This window comes from Streptomyces roseofulvus (assembly GCF_039534915.1).
Taxonomy (GTDB): domain Bacteria; phylum Actinomycetota; class Actinomycetes; order Streptomycetales; family Streptomycetaceae; genus Streptomyces; species Streptomyces roseofulvus.
The window spans coordinates 5,830,076-5,844,630 of sequence record NZ_BAAAWE010000001.1 but is presented as its reverse complement, the minus strand read 5'-3'; the positions used below and the strand labels follow the sequence as shown (position 1 = coordinate 5,844,630).

Sequence of the window (14,555 nt, the reverse complement as noted above, 5' to 3'; positions counted from 1 at the left end):
CCGAGCGGCGCGGCCGCCGGCAACCGCAGCGTCAGGAGGTCAGGGCTGCCAGGGCCTGCTCCACCGTGAGCTCCTCGCGGGCGCCGGTGCGGCGGTCCTTCAGTTCCAGGACGCCCTCCGCCGCGCGGCGGCCGGCGACGAGGATCTTCGGGACGCCGATCAGCTCCGAGTCGGTGAACTTGACGCCCGGCGAGACGCCCGCGCGGTCGTCGACCAGCACGCGGAGGCCCGCGGCGGCCAGCTTGTCGGAGACCTCCAGGGCCAGCTCGGTCTGGAGCGCCTTGCCGGCCGCGACGACGTGGACGTCGGCGGGCGCGACCTCGGCCGGCCAGCACAGCCCCTTGTCGTCGGCGGTCTGCTCGGCCAGCGCGGCGACGGCGCGCGAGACGCCGATGCCGTACGAGCCCATGGTCACGCGGACCGGCTTGCCGTTCTGGCCGAGGACGTCGAGCTTCAGCGCGTCCGCGTACTTGCGGCCGAGCTGGAAGATGTGGCCGATCTCGATCGCGCGGTCCAGCTTGAGGCCGGTGCCGCACTTGGGGCACGGGTCGCCCTCCTGGACGACGACGACGTCGACGTACGCGGAGACCTCGAAGTCGCGGCCCGCGACGACGTTCTTCGCGTGCATGCCCTCCTTGTTGGCTCCGGTGATCCAGGAGGTGCCGGGGGCGACGCGCGGGTCGGCGATGTAGGTGACCTTCTCCAGGCCCTGCGGGCCGACGTAGCCGCGCACCAGGTCGGGGCGGACGGCGAAGTCGGCCTCGGTGACCAGCTCGACGGCCGCGGGGCCGAAGTGCGCCTCGACCTTGTCCATGTCGACCTCGCGGTCGCCGGGGACGCCGACCGCGACGATCTCGCCGTCGACCTTCACGAGGAGGTTCTTGAGGGTGGCGGACGCCGGCACGCCGAGGGAGGCGGCGAGCGTCTCGATGGTCGGGGTGTCCGGGGTGGGGATCTCCTCGGCCGCGGGGACGGCGGCGCCGTCGACGGCCTTGACCTCCTGGTAGACCGCCTCCGTGTTGGCCGCGAAGTCGCAGTTCGGGCAGTCGGCGAAGGTGTCCTCGCCGGCCTCGGCCGGGGCGAGGAACTCCTCGGACTTGGAGCCGCCCATGGCGCCGGCGGTGGCGGCGCAGATGCGGTAGTCGAGGCCGAGGCGCTCGAAGATGCGCTGGTACGCCTGGCGGTGCACGCCGTACGACTGGGCCAGGCCCTCGTCCTCGGTGTCGAAGGAGTACGAGTCCTTCATGAGGAACTCGCGGCCGCGCAGGATGCCGGCGCGGGGACGGGCCTCGTCCCGGAACTTGGTCTGGATCTGGTACAGGATGACCGGCAGGTCCTTGTAGGACGAGCACTGGTCCTTCACCAGGAGGGTGAAGATCTCCTCGTGGGTCGGCCCGAGCAGGTAGTCGCCGCCCTTGCGGTCCTGGAGGCGGAAGAGCTCGGCGCCGTACTCGTCCCAGCGGCCGGTGGCCTCGTACGGCTCGCGGGGCAGCAGCGCGGGGAGGGAGACCTCCTGGGCGCCGACGGCGTCCATCTCCTCGCGGACGATCCGCTCGACGTTGGCGAGGACCTTCTTGCCCAGCGGCAGCCAGCTCCAGATGCCGGCGGCGGTGCGGCGGACGTAGCCGGCGCGGACGAGGAGCTTGTGGGAGAGGACCTCGGCGTCCGCCGGGTCGTCGCGCAGCGTCTTCGCCATCAACTGGGACATGCGCTGGACCGGTGCGTTGGCCATGGTTCTCGTACTCCTGCCGGGACTGAAGGTGATGGCTAGGAGGTTAGCCGGGCCGTACCGTCCGCGAGAAATCAGTTCCGGCGCGGGAGGGGCAGCGGCGCGCCCATCACCGCGTACGGGCGGGCGGCGCTCGGGAAGTGGACCTGGCGGGCGAGGTCGGTGTAGCCGAGGGAGCGGTAGAGGCCGCGGGCCGGGGACTCGGTGTCGATCGCGGAGAGGATGGAGCGCTTCTCGTCGGCAGTGTCGGTGATGGCGGTGATCAGCCCGCGGCCGAGGCCCCGGCCCTGGAAGGCGGGGTGGACGTGCAGCTCGGTGATGACGAAGGAGGCGTCGAGCCAGTCGTCGGTGCCGGTGGCCCTGAGGTACGGCTCCACCACGGTCGACCACCAGTGGGTGCGGTCGTTGGGCATCCCGTACACGAAGCCGACGAGCCGCCCGTCGGGGGTGGTGGCGCCGAAGGCGCGGGCGCCGGGGTTCATCAGGTGGCGCAGCACGATGTGGCGGCGTACCGCGACCTCGGCGGCGTCGAGGCCGAAGGCGACCGCCTGCACGGCGAGGGCCTCGTCCACCCGGGCGGCGAGGTTGACGGGTCCGATCACGGCGGGGGCGTCGTCCATGCGGCGCACCCTACAAGTGCCCGGCGGTTCAGAACAGGACGCTCATGAAAGGCGCCGGTCTCGCGGAAGCCGACGCGGCGGTACGCGGCGCGGGCGGGGGTGTTGTAGTCGTTGACGTACAGGCTGACGACGGGGGCGACGTCGGCGAGGGCGTACTGGAGGACGGCGGCCATGCCGGTCTCGGAGAGGCCCTTCCCGCGGTGTTCGGGGGCGACCCAGACGCCCTGGATCTGGCAGGCCTGGCGGGTGGCGGCGCCGATCTCGGCCTTGAAGAGGACCTTGCCGTCCTCGATGCGGGCGAAGGAGCGGCCGGCGGCGACCAGCTCGGCGACCCGGGCCTGGTAGAGCAGTCCGCCGTCGCCGGCGAGCGGGGAGACGCCGACCTCCTCCGTGAACATGGCGACGCAGGCGGGCATGATCACGTCCATCTCGTCCTTGCGGACGCGGCGGACGAGGGGGTCGGGGGCGACGTCGGCGGAGGGCTCCTCGGTGACCATGAGGGGCTGGTGGGCGCGGACGTCGCGGGCGGGGCCCCAGGAGGGTTCGAGGAGGCGCCAGAGTTCGGCGGTGGGGCCGGCCGGGCCGACGATCGAGGAGCAGCGCCGGCCGATCCGGCGGGCCCGGTCGGCGAAGGCGCGGACGGCCTCGGGGGTGGCGCAGATGGGCACGAGATTGGCGCCGGAGTAGCAGAGCGAGGTGAGCCGGCCCTCGGTGTACCAGCCCCACATCTCGCCGCCCAGGCGCCAGGGATCGAGCCCGGCGATGCGGACGCGGGCGGTCACGAAGGCGTTCTCGACCGGGGCGCTCTCCAGGACGGCGAGGGCGGCTCCGAGGTCGGCGGGTTCGAGGACCCGGGTGGTGGTCTGTGTCAACACGAGGGGCCTCACCGTGCGGGTTCTGCTGGTCCTGGCACTGTACCCCCCTCTTTTGCGGCTCGGCTCGCCTCCGGGGCGCTCCATGCCGGGCTCACGACCCCGACCGTGCTCGCCCCGCTCGTTCCTCCCGGGGCTCCGCGCGCTCGGCGCCGTTCCCCCGGCGCGCCCCTTCGGCTCGCTCGCCGGGCCCTGTACGAAACCCCGCCGCCCCGGGCCTGGGGCGGGGCTCTCCGTGCAGCGGAAACCCCTCCGTCCCGGCGGGGACGGAGGGGTTCCGGGGTGGTCCGGGTCGCGTCAGCCGGCGACGGCGACGGTCGGCTCGCCGCTCGCGATGCCGTCCTTCTCCATCTGCTCGGCGATCTTGAGGGCCTCCTCGATGAGGGTCTCGACGATCTTCGACTCGGGGACGGTCTTGATGACCTCGCCCTTGACGAAGATCTGGCCCTTGCCGTTGCCGGAGGCGACGCCGAGGTCGGCCTCGCGGGCCTCGCCGGGGCCGTTGACGACGCAGCCCATGACGGCGACGCGGAGCGGGACGGTCATGCCGTCGAGGCCGGCGGTGACCTCCTCGGCGAGCTTGTAGACGTCGACCTGGGCGCGGCCGCAGGACGGGCAGGAGACGATCTCCAGGCGGCGCTGGCGCAGGTTGAGCGACTCCAGGATCTGCATGCCGACCTTGATCTCCTCGGCCGGCGGGGCGGAGAGGGAGACCCGGATCGTGTCGCCGATGCCCTGGGACAGGAGCGCGCCGAAGGCGACGGCGGACTTGATGGTGCCCTGGAAGGCGGGGCCGGCCTCGGTGACGCCGAGGTGCAGGGGGTAGTCGCACTGGGCGGCGAGCTGGCGGTACGCCTCGACCATGATCACCGGGTCGTTGTGCTTGACCGAGATCTTGATGTCGCGGAAGTCGTGCTCCTCGAAGAGGGACGCCTCCCAGAGGGCGGACTCGACGAGCGCCTCGGGGGTGGCCTTGCCGTACTTCTGCAGGAGGCGGGCGTCGAGCGAACCGGCGTTGACGCCGATGCGGATCGGGGTGCCCGCGTCCTTCGCGGCCTTGGCGATCTCCTTGACCTTGTCGTCGAACTGCTTGATGTTGCCCGGGTTGACGCGGACGGCGGCGCAGCCGGCGTCGATCGCGGCGAAGACGTACTTCGGCTGGAAGTGGATGTCGGCGATCACGGGGATCGAGGACTTCCGGGCGATGGTGGCGAGCGCGTCGGCGTCGTCCTGGGTGGGGCAGGCCACCCGGACGATCTGGCAGCCGGAGGCGGTCAGCTCGGCGATCTGCTGGAGGGTGGCGCCGATGTCGGAGGTGCGGGTCGTCGTCATGGACTGCACCGAGACGGGTGCGTCACCGCCGACGGCCACGCTGCCGACCTGGATCTGCCGGCTCTTGCGGCGCTCGGCGAGCCGGGTCGGGACGGAGGGCATACCGAGAGAAATCGCGGTCATCTGTAGTGCAACCTCAAAGGTCGTGCGTCGGCGGGCTCAGGCTTCCGAGATTACCGCCCCGGGGGCGGGGGGCCGGACACCGCGGTGCACGGCCCCCCCCCGGGGAGCTACGTCAGCTTCACCGGGTTGACGATGTCGGCGGCGAGGACGAGCAGCGTGAAACAGACGAAGACGCCGGCGACCACGTAGGCGGCGGGCATCAGCTTGGCCACGTCGAACGGGCCGGGGTCGGGGCGCCGGAAGATCCGGGCCGTGTGGCGGCGGACGGACTCCCACAGGGCGCCCGCGATGTGGCCGCCGTCGAGCGGCAGCAGCGGGAGCATGTTGAAGAGGAACAGGGAGACGTTGAAGTACACCAGCAGGTTCATGAACATGACGAGGATGCGCTCCGGCGGGAGGTCCAGGTTCATGAGTTCGCCGGTGATGCGGGCGGCGCCGACGACGCCGACGGGCGAGTCCTCGGCGCGCTCGCCGTCGCCGAAGGTGGCGTCCCAGAGGCCGGGGATCTTGCCGGGGAGCGCGACGACCGACTCGACGCCGTTCTCCATGAGCTCGCCCATGCGGTCGGTGGTCTCGCCGAAGGTCAGCGGCGCCACCTCCGTCTTGGACGCGAAGCCCAGGTAGCCGGCCTTCTCGTAGGCGAGCGGGCGGGCGACCTGGCCGTTCTCGTCCTTCTTCAGGACCTTGTTGGCGACCAGCGTCGGGTGCAGGTCGAGGCGCTGCCCGTCCCGCTCGACGGTGATCGTGGCGGGGCCGATGGTCTTGCGGATGTGGTCCGAGAGGGTGTCCCAGTCGGAGACCGGGGCGCCGTTGAAGGCGACGATCGTGTCGCCGTCCCGCAGCCCCGCCTTGAACGCCGGGGAGACCGGGTCGCCCGCGGCGCAGGAGTCGCGGTTGGCGCTCTGCTCGATGACGCACTTCTGGACGCCGGCCACCTCGGTGGTCTGGCCCTCGATGCCGAGGGTCATCAGGGAGCCGTAGAACAGGCCGAGGGCGAGGACCAGGTTCATGAACGGTCCGGCGAACATGACGATCACGCGCTTCCACGGCTTGCGCGTGTAGAAGAGCCGGGTCTCGTCGCCGGGCTGGAGCTCCTCGTACGACGCCTCCCGGGCGTCCTCGATCATGGAGCGCCAGGGCGAGGTGGAGCGGGCCTCGATCTTGCCGTCCGCGCCGGGCGGGAACATGCCGATCATGCGGATGTAGCCGCCGGCCGGGATGGCCTTGATGCCGTACTCGGTCTCGCCGCGCCTCTTCGACCAGATGGTGGGGCCGAAGCCGACCATGTACTGCGGCACGCGGATGCCGAAGAGCTTGGCCGTGGAGAGGTGGCCGAGCTCGTGCCAGGCGATGGAGACGAGCAGTCCCAGCGCGAACAGGACGACCCCGAGGATCGTCAGGAGCACTTCCGTCATGCGCGCGCCTCCGCGGTTGCCTTCGCTGCGAGCTCTCGGGCCCGGGCCCGGGCCCAGGTCTCCGCTTCCAGGACGTCCGGCACCGTCAGGGAGGTTCCCCCGGTGGGCCGTCCGTGTTCGGTGACGACCGCCGTGACGGTGTCCATGATGCCGGTGAACGGGAGCCGTCCGGAGAGGAACGCCTCGACGCACTCCTCGTTGGCGGCGTTGAAGACGGCGGGGGCGGTGCCGCCGAGCTCACCGACGTGCCGGGCCAGGTTCACCGACGGGAACGCCTCGTCGTCCAGCGGGAAGAACTCCCAGGTGGAGGCCGTGGACCAGTCGAAGGCGGGGGCCGCGTCGGGGACCCGCTCGGGCCAGCCGATGCCGATGGCGATGGGGCCGCGCATGTCCGGCGGGGTGGCCTGGGCGAGCGTCGAGCCGTCGCTGAACTCGACCATCGAGTGGACGTACGACTGGGGGTGGACGACGACCTCGATGCGGTCGAAGGGGATGTCGTAGAGGAGGTGCGCCTCGATGACCTCCAGGCCCTTGTTGACGAGGGTGGCGCTGTTCACCGTGATGACCGGGCCCATGGCCCAGGTCGGGTGGGCCAGCGCGTCCTCGCGGGTCACGTGCTCCAGCTCGGCGCGGGTCCGGCCGCGGAAGGGGCCGCCGGAGGCGGTGACGACCAGCTTGCGGACGTCGGCGCGGCTGCCGGCGGCGAGCGCCTGGAAGAGGGCCGCGTGCTCGGAGTCGACCGGGATGATCTGGCCGGGCTCGGCGAGCGCCTTCACCAGCGGGCCGCCGACGATCAGCGACTCCTTGTTGGCGAGGGCGAGGGTCCGGCCGGCCTCCAGGGCGGCGAGGGTCGGCGCGAGGCCGATGGAGCCGGTGATGCCGTTGAGCACGGTGTGGCACGGGGAGGCGGCGAGCTGGGTGGCGGCGTCGGGGCCGGCCAGGATCTCGGGCAGCGGCTCGGAGCCGTACCGCGCCCGGAGGGCGGTCCGCAGCTCCCCGACGGTCTCCTCGCGGGCGACGGCGACCTGGGCGACCCGGAGCCGGTGGGCCTGCTCGGCGAGGAGCCCGACCCGGCCGCCGGAGGCGGCCAGGGCGGTGACCCGGAAGCGGTCGGGGTTGCGCAGCACCAGGTCGATGGCCTGGGTGCCGATGGATCCCGTCGAGCCGAGGACGACGATGTCCCGGCGGCCTTCGGCGGGGTCGAAGGCGATGTGCGGATCGGCGAGAGGAGAGGGGCGGTCGCTCATGCCCCCCATTCTTGCCGCAAACGCTGTGCGCTCTTCACGGGGTCCGGGCGAACGCGCCGAACACCCGGTGGAAGTCCGGGAAGGTCTTCTTCACGCAGCCGGGGTCGTCGAAGGCGATGCCGGGGGTGCGCAGGGCGGTCACGGCGAAGGACATGACGATCCGGTGGTCGCCGTGGGTGGCGATCTCGGCGGGTCCGGCCGGGGTGCCGGGGTGGATCTCGATCCAGTCGGGGCCGGTCCGCACGGTGATGCCGAGGCGGCGGAGGTTCTCGGCGCAGGCGTCGAGCCGGTCGCACTCCTTGACCCGGGTGTTGGCGACGTCCTCGATGCGGACGGGTCCGTCGGCGAAGGGGGCGATCGCCGCGAGCGTCGGCATGGTGTCGGAGATGTCCCGCATGTTCACGGTGAGGCCGCGCAGGGTGCCGGTGGAGCGGACGGTGGTCGCCCCTTCCGTCACCTCGACGTCGGCGCCCATCCGGCGCAGGACGTCGACGAAGGCGAGGTCGCCCTGGAGGGCACCGGTGCCGAGGCCGGGAACGGTGACGGAGCCGCCGGGCCGGAGGGCGGCGGCGGCGAAGAAGTAACTGGCGGTGGAGGCGTCGGGTTCGATGCCGTAGGTGCGGGCGCGGTAGCCGGTGGGGGCGACGCGGTAGGTGCGGCCGTCGCGGACGACCTCCGCGCCGAAGTCGCGCATCATCGCGAGCGTGATCTCGACGTACGGCTCCGAGACCAGGTCGGTGACGGTGATGTCGAGGCCCTCGGCGGTGAGCGGGCCCAGCATCAGCAGGGCCGTCAGGTACTGGGAGGACTGTCCGGCGTCCAGCGTGAGCGCGCCGCCCTTGACGCCGTCGGCGTGCACGGCGAGCGGGTGGTGGCCGTCCTTCCCGCCGTGCCGCAGGTCGACGCCGAGCTCGCGCAGGGCGGTGGTGAGCGGGCCGAGGGGGCGGCGGCGCATCTGCGCGGAGGCGTCGAAGCGGAAGGTGCCGCGGCCGGCGGCGGCGAGGGTCGGCAGGAAGCGGGCGGTGGTGGCGCCGTCGCGGCAGTAGACGTCCGTCTCGGCGACCCCCGGCCCGGCCGGGCGGCCCTCGATGTGCCAGGCGCCGGGCTCCTTCCGTACGGCGTACCCGAGGGCCCGGAGCCCTTCGGCGAAGCCCTCGGTGTCGTCGGAGACGAGCGGGCGCAGCAGGGTGGTGGTGCCCTCCGCGGCGGCGGCGAGGAAGAGCGCGCGGGCCGTGACGGACTTGGAGCCGGGGATGTCGATGACGGTCACGGCGGTCATCCTGCCGTGGCCGGCCGCGCCGTCGCCGCCCGGTCCGCCTGCTGGACGCGGACGCGAGAAGACGGCCCGGGCCCCCGCACAGTGGGCCCGGACCGCCTGGTCTCGCGATGCGCGTGTCCTAGAGGGCGAGGCCCGTCAGGACGAGGACGCGCTCGTAGGTGTAGTCGTCCATGGCGTACGCGACGCCCTCGCGGCCGACGCCGGAGCGCTTGGCGCCGCCGTACGGCATCTGGTCGGCGCGGTACGAGGGGACGTCGCCGACGATCACGCCGCCGACCTCCAGCGCGCGGTGGGCGCGGAAGGCGGTCTGCAGGTCGTGGGTGAAGACGCCGGCCTGGAGGCCGAAGTCCGAGTCGTTGACCGCGGCGAACGCCTCGGCCTCGCCGTCGACCTTGGCGACCGTGAGGACCGGGCCGAAGACCTCGGCACGGGCCAGGGTGACGTCGGCCGGGAGGTCGGCGAGGACGGTCGGGGCGTAGGTGGCGCCCTCGCGCTTGCCGCCGGTGAGGAGCTTCGCGCCGGCCGCGACGGCCTCGTCGACCCAGGACTCGACGCGCTGGGCGGCGGCCTCGTCGACGAGCGGGCCGACGTCGGTGGCGTCGTCCGCCGGGTCGCCGGTGACCTGGGCCTCGACGGCCGCGACGATCTTCGGCAGCAGGCGGTCGTAGACGGTGGCGTCGGCGATCACGCGCTGCACGGAGATGCAGGACTGGCCGCCCTGGTAGTTGGAGAAGGTCGCGATGCGGGTCGCGGCCCAGTCCAGGTCGGCCTCGGAGGACCAGTCCGGGAGGACGACGGCGGCGGCGTTGCCGCCGAGCTCCAGGGTGCAGTGCTTGTGCGGCACGGACTCCTGGATGGCGTAGCCGACCTTGTCGGAGCCGGTGAAGGAGATGACCGGGAGGCGCTCGTCCTGGACGAGGGCGGGCATGCGGTCGTTCGGCACGGTGAGGATCGACCAGGAGCCGGCCGGCAGGTCGGTCTCGGCCAGGAGCTCGCCCAGGATGAGGGAGGAGATCGGGGTGGCCGGGGCCGGCTTGAGGATGATCGGGGCGCCGACGGCGATGGCCGGGGCGACCTTGTGGGCGCTGAGGTTCAGCGGGAAGTTGAACGGCGCGATGCCGAGGACGACGCCCTTGGGGATGCGGCGGGTCACGGCGAGGCGGCCCACGCCGCCGGCCTCGGTGTCCAGGCGCTGGGCCTCGCCGGCGTTCCAGCGGCGGGCCTCCTCGGCGGCGAAACGGAAGACGGAGACGGCACGGCCGACCTCGCCGCGGGCCCACTTGATGGGCTTGCCGTTCTCGGCGGAGATGATCTGGGCGATCTCCTCGGTGCGCTCGGCGAGCCGCTTCGACACGTGGTCGAGGGCGGCGGCGCGGACGTGCGCCGGGGTGGCGGCGAACTCGTCGACGACCGCGTGGGCGGCCGCGACGGCCTCCTCGACCTGGGCCTCGGTGGGCACGGCGACCTTGCCGACCAGACGTCCGTCGTACGAGTTCGTGACGTCGAAGGTGGTGTCGCCGGTGGCCTCGCGGCCGGCGACCCAGAAGGCGTGGGTGGTCGTCATTGCGCGTCCCGGCCCTTTCCGTATCGGGGTGTGAGCGGTTGCTCTCCAGACACGTTAGGGCCGGGACCGGCGTGTGGCGTTTGTCCGTGATGGAGTGGTGGAGGCCGCGGTCTGTCCGCTTCGGCCGAACGGGTGGTGCGGTCGGACGCCGGTCAGCGCTCCTCGTCGACGGTGATCAGCGGCCCTCGTACGCGGTGATCAGCGCTCCTCGTACGCGGTGAAGGGCGAGAGGTAGCCCTCGCTCCAGCGGACGGCGATCAGCCGGTCCTGGTGGCCGAGGACGTCCTTGATCTCGCCGGACGAGCCGCCCACCGAGTCGGGGAAGGTGCGGGCGTCGCGCTCGTCTCCGTCGTCGGCGTCGAGGACCAGGAGCCCGTCCTCGTCCGCCGACCCGTAGAGGTCGACCAGGGCGGTGACCCGGCCGCCCGCGACCCGCAGGCCCATGACGTCCTCCAGGTCGCCGATCTCCGCGCGCCAGAGCCGCTGTCCGCTGCGCAGGTCGAAGGCGGTGACGACGTCGTCGTAGTCCGCCTCCATGGCGACGGTGTAGAGGCGGCCGTAGGCGACGCGGGTGCGCGCCGGCTCCTGCGCCGGGGAGGTGATCCTGCCGTTGACGGGGCCGGACGCGATGGTGCCCTGGGCGCGGCCCTCGTCGTCGAAGGAGAGGAACGTGGCGTAGCCGGACTCGTCGAGGCTGTCCGCGCTGACCACGATCGGGTCGGCGGAGACGAAGGCCGGCATGTGGGTCAGGGGGTCGACGACCCGCCGCGGGTCGAGGGGCGTGACGCCGCGGACCCGCCCGTCCGCCGGGTCGAGGACCGCGAGCCGTACGTCCCGGCGGTCGCAGACGAGGAGCGCCGCGACCCGCCGGGCGCCCGCGGCGACTCCGTACGGCACGCAGCCGTCGGGCATCCGCGCCGACCAGCGGGGCTTGCCGGTCCGCAGGTCGAAGGCGCGCAGGGCGCGGTCGGGGTCGAGCCGGTCGGGGCTGCCCAGGGCCGACTCGTACGACCAGTCGGCGTCCTCGTCGCGCAGCACGGCGAGGCCGCCGCCGGCGGCGACGAGGTCGCGCTCGGCGCGGATCTCGCCGTGGGCGGCGGTCCGGGTGGTGCGCCACAGTTCGCGCCCGGAGGCGAGGTCGAGGGCGACGACGGTGGTGCAGCCCCTGCTCGCGTCGTCGGAGACGGGGCTGCCCGGGACGCCCTGGGCGACCAGGGCGACGCCGTCGGCGGCGGTGCGGCCGGCGGAGCAGATCGCGGCGCCGCGGGACGGCCGGTACCGCCAGCGCCGCTCGCCGGTGCGGGCGTCGAAGCCGGAGACGCCGGCGGCGTTGCTGTGGACGAGCGTGTCGCCGGCCGCCCAGGCGGCGTCGCCGGAGGCGGGGGCGCCGCCGTCGGTCGGGGTGCTCCAGACCTGGCGCATCGAGTCGCCGGGGAGGTAGCCCTCGCCGGCGAGGACGCCGGCGGTGATGCCGCCGCAGCCGGCGAGCAGGGCGAGCAGGAGGCCGCCGACGACGGAGTACCGGACGAGGCGGGAGCCCGCCTTCGGCGCGCCGCCGCCGCTGCCGCCCGCCTTGTTCCCGGCCGCTCTGCCGGCCTTCGTCGCTGTCGCCATCCGGACCCCACCCCTTGTCGCCGTGTACACGACCGATCGATACGAGGGATCAGGGTAGGGCCACGGCGATCTTCGCCGTCACCGCCTCCGCTCGGTGGAGACGATGAGGCAGACGGCCGCGACGACGATCGCGCCGCCGAGGAGGATCGGCCAGGTCAGGGCCTCGTCGAGGATCAGCGCGCCGAGCAGGACGGCGACGACCGGGTTGACGTACGCGTAGGTGGCGGCGAGCGAGACCGGGGCGGACTGGAGCAGCCAGGCGTACGCGGTGAAGGCGATCAGCGAGCCGAAGACGACCAGGTAGCCGAGGGCGGCCCAGGAGGCGGTGGAGACCGTGCCCGGGTCGAAGCCGCGGTGCTCGCCGCGGATCAGGCCGACGACGATGCCGGCGAGACCGCCGGCCAGCATCTCGTACACGCTCGCGGTGAACGGGTTGGCGGGCAGGGGGAGGCGGGCCGAGGAGACGGTGCCGAGCGACCAGAGGAGGGCTGCGGCGAGGACGGTCAGCACGCCGCCGAGGCCGACCTCCCCGCTGAGCCCGGGGAGGGTGAGGACGGCGAGGCCGGCCATGCCGAGCAGGACGCCGCCGTACGCGCCGAGCCCGGGGCGCTCGCCGGCGGCGGTGCGGAGCAGCACGACCCAGACGGGGACGGCGGCGACGAGGAGGGCGGCGAGGCCGGAGGGGACGTCGGTCTCGGCGAGGTTGACGAGGCCGTTGCCGCCCAGGATCAGCAGCAGGCCGACGAGCGCGGCGGAGCCGAGCCGGCGGCGGTCGACCTTGAGGGCGGCGGGGCCGTGCCGCCAGGCCACGAGGGCGGCGAGGAGCAGGGCGGCGGTGACGAAGCGGGCGCCCGAGGCGAGGAAGGGCGGGACGGTGTCGACGACGATCCGGATGCCGAGGTAGGTGGAGCCCCAGACGACGTACACGATGGCGAGGGCGGCCCAGACGGCCCCGCCGAGGCGGCGGACGGGCTTCGCGGGGGCAGCGCCCCGGAGACCGGGGGCGAGGTCCGGGGCCGGGGCGGCGGTGGGGCCGGCGGTGGGGTCGGCGGCGGGGGGCGTGCCGGGGGCGGGATCGACGGCGGGGCTTGTCATGAGCAGGAGATTAGGCATTCGAGGCGCGCCCGGCCAGGAATTCTGCCCGCCTTCGGGCAGGGATCGGCGAAATCGTCTGCCGGAACCGTCGCTACTTCTCGCCCTCGCCGGTCGTCTTGAGTGCCAGCCACAGCTCCATGCGGACGTCCGGGTCGTCGAGCGACCGCCCGAGGATCTCCTCGACGCGCCGCATCCGGTACCGCAGGGTGTGCCGGTGGACCCCGAGGTCGGCCGCGGCGGCGTCCCACTGCCCGTGCCGGGAGAGCCAGGCGCGCAGCGAGGCGACGAGGTCGCCGCGGCCGGTCGCGTCGTGCTCGCGCAGCGCTCGCAGCATGCCGTCGGCGAAGGCCCGTACGGCGTCGTCGGCGAGCAGCGGCAGCACGGAGCCGGCCGCCAGGTCCTCGTGCTCGACGAGGGCGCGGCCCCGGCGGCGGGCCACCGAGAGGGCCTGCTCGGCCTGCTTGTACGCGACCGCGGCGGTGGCGGGGCCGGCGGAGGCGGAGAGGCCGACGTAGAGCCCCGCGTCCTCGGCCTCGCGCTCGGCGTACCCGGCGGAGGCGGAGACGACCGCGCCGCCGTCGCCGGCCAGGACGACCAGCCGGCCGTCCCCCTCCGGGACGGTCAGCACGGCCTCGCCGGCCCGGGCGGCGGCGGCCTCCAGGGCCTCGGCGAGGACCGGCAGCGGGGGTTCGGCGGCCGCCGGCTCGCCGCCGGCGGGCTCGGCGACGAGGATCCGGAAGGGGGCGTCGAGGAGGTCGCCGTAGACGTCGCCGGCGACGGTACGGGCGTGCTCGGACTGACCGGCGAGCATCATGCGCAGCACGGCGGCGCCGAGCCGGTGCTCGGCGGCCTGGAGGGAGCGGGAGCGTTCGGTGGTGAGGGTGAGGAGCGCGATCGCCGAGTGGACGGCGTACCGCTCGGCGGTGCCCAGGGGGGCGCCGGTGCCGACGGCGAGGGCGCCGCGGACCCGGCGGCCGGTGCCGAGGGACTGGAGCTCGATCCGGTCGTCGGTGCCGCCGACGACGGCGCTGGCGGGGGCGGGCCGCTCGCGCAGCCGCTCGACGTCCGGGGTGAGGCGGGCGGCGCGGCGGGCGGCCCACTCGGGCGAGACGGCGACGACGCTGCCGGCGGCGTCGTAGAGCGCGGCCCAGCCGTCGACGTGCGCGGCGAGCCGGGCGACAACGGCGTCCGGCCCCTCGGCGAGGGCGGCCCGGGTGAGCTCGCGCTGCGCCTCGAACCCTGCGGTGACGGCCCGGTACTGGTCGGCGGCGATGGCGGCGGACACGGCCTTGCTGATGGCGAGGAACGGGGTCCGGCGCGGCACTTCGAGGAGCGGCAGGTGCTCGGCCCTGGCGGCGTCGAGCAGCGCCTCCGGAATGTCGTCGTAGTTCACCCCGACGGCGAACCCGAGCCCGACCACCCCGGCCCCGAGCAGCCGCCGCACGTACCGGCGCATCGCCTCGCCGTCCTCGGCGTCGAGCGTCAGGGCGGTGGTGAGCAGCAGCTCCCCGCCCTCCATGTACGGCACGGGATCGGCGAGCTCACTGACGTGCGCCCACCGGACGGGCGTGTCGAGCCGGTCCTCCCCGGCCCGGACGACGAGCCGGAGGGAGGAGTGCTGAACGAGCGAGGCGAGGGTGGGCGGCATCGGAAACCGGCGGACCT

Annotated in this window: 10 protein-coding genes and 1 pseudogene; all 11 read right to left on the bottom strand. The window is 73.8% G+C overall.

Going from position 1 to position 14,555, the window contains the following annotated elements; all coding sequences use genetic code 11:
- Positions 1–31: 31 nt before the first annotated feature.
- Positions 32–1,732, bottom strand: a complete 1,701-nt coding sequence (locus ABFY03_RS27125) for a proline--tRNA ligase (protein WP_346171017.1) — start codon at positions 1,730–1,732, stop codon at positions 32–34.
- Positions 1,733–1,803: 71 nt separating this feature from the next.
- Positions 1,804–2,349: a GNAT family N-acetyltransferase gene (locus ABFY03_RS27120; protein ID WP_319011239.1), complete on the bottom strand. Its 546-nt coding sequence runs from the start codon at positions 2,347–2,349 to the stop codon at positions 1,804–1,806.
- Between the two features lie 28 nt (positions 2,350–2,377).
- Positions 2,378–3,224 (bottom strand): annotated as a pseudogene (locus tag ABFY03_RS27115) (GNAT family N-acetyltransferase).
- A gap of 294 nt (positions 3,225–3,518) precedes the next feature.
- A complete protein-coding gene (ispG, locus tag ABFY03_RS27110) occupies positions 3,519–4,676 on the bottom strand; it encodes a flavodoxin-dependent (E)-4-hydroxy-3-methylbut-2-enyl-diphosphate synthase (RefSeq protein WP_319011241.1) in 1,158 nt (385 codons plus the stop codon).
- 107 nt (positions 4,677–4,783) lie between these two features.
- Positions 4,784–6,091 (bottom strand): M50 family metallopeptidase, encoded by a 1,308-nt coding sequence (locus ABFY03_RS27105; protein WP_319011242.1) that lies wholly within the window; start codon positions 6,089–6,091, stop codon positions 4,784–4,786.
- Positions 6,088–7,338 (bottom strand): 1-deoxy-D-xylulose-5-phosphate reductoisomerase, encoded by a 1,251-nt coding sequence (gene dxr / locus ABFY03_RS27100; RefSeq protein ID WP_319011243.1) that lies wholly within the window; start codon positions 7,336–7,338, stop codon positions 6,088–6,090. The genes ABFY03_RS27105 and dxr overlap by 4 nt, the downstream gene beginning before the upstream one ends.
- Before the next feature lie 34 nt (positions 7,339–7,372).
- A complete protein-coding gene (aroA, locus tag ABFY03_RS27095) occupies positions 7,373–8,608 on the bottom strand; it encodes a 3-phosphoshikimate 1-carboxyvinyltransferase (protein ID WP_346171016.1) in 1,236 nt (411 codons plus the stop codon).
- 127 nt (positions 8,609–8,735) lie between these two features.
- Entirely contained in the window at positions 8,736–10,181 is a 1,446-nt protein-coding gene (locus tag ABFY03_RS27090) for an aldehyde dehydrogenase family protein (protein ID WP_319011245.1), read from the bottom strand.
- A 198-nt stretch (positions 10,182–10,379) separates the two neighbouring features.
- Positions 10,380–11,795, bottom strand: coding sequence for an outer membrane protein assembly factor BamB family protein (locus ABFY03_RS27085; protein WP_346171015.1), 1,416 nt, complete (start codon positions 11,793–11,795; stop codon positions 10,380–10,382).
- Positions 11,796–11,873: 78 nt separating this feature from the next.
- Entirely contained in the window at positions 11,874–12,890 is a 1,017-nt protein-coding gene (locus tag ABFY03_RS27080; protein WP_346171014.1) for an EamA family transporter, read from the bottom strand.
- Between the two features lie 91 nt (positions 12,891–12,981).
- On the bottom strand, positions 12,982–14,538 hold the full coding sequence (locus ABFY03_RS27075) for a PucR family transcriptional regulator (RefSeq protein ID WP_319011248.1): 1,557 nt from the start codon (positions 14,536–14,538) through the stop codon (positions 12,982–12,984).
- Between the last annotated feature and the right edge of the window lie 17 nt (positions 14,539–14,555).

Bases quoted from the DNA above. Each gene is read 5' to 3' on its own strand.
- ABFY03_RS27125 (WP_346171017.1), bottom strand. From the start codon at position 1,732: ATGGCCAACGCACCGGTCCAGCGCATGTCCCAGTTGATGGCGAAGACG.
- ABFY03_RS27120 (WP_319011239.1), bottom strand. From the start codon at position 2,349: ATGGACGACGCCCCCGCCGTGATCGGACCCGTCAACCTCGCCGCCCGG.
- ispG (WP_319011241.1), bottom strand. From the start codon at position 4,676: ATGACCGCGATTTCTCTCGGTATGCCCTCCGTCCCGACCCGGCTCGCC.
- ABFY03_RS27105 (WP_319011242.1), bottom strand. From the start codon at position 6,091: ATGACGGAAGTGCTCCTGACGATCCTCGGGGTCGTCCTGTTCGCGCTG.
- dxr (WP_319011243.1), bottom strand. From the start codon at position 7,338: ATGAGCGACCGCCCCTCTCCTCTCGCCGATCCGCACATCGCCTTCGAC.
- ABFY03_RS27090 (WP_319011245.1), bottom strand. From the start codon at position 10,181: ATGACGACCACCCACGCCTTCTGGGTCGCCGGCCGCGAGGCCACCGGC.
- ABFY03_RS27085 (WP_346171015.1), bottom strand. From the start codon at position 11,795: ATGGCGACAGCGACGAAGGCCGGCAGAGCGGCCGGGAACAAGGCGGGC.
- ABFY03_RS27080 (WP_346171014.1), bottom strand. From the start codon at position 12,890: ATGACAAGCCCCGCCGTCGATCCCGCCCCCGGCACGCCCCCCGCCGCC.
- ABFY03_RS27075 (WP_319011248.1), bottom strand. From the start codon at position 14,538: ATGCCGCCCACCCTCGCCTCGCTCGTTCAGCACTCCTCCCTCCGGCTC.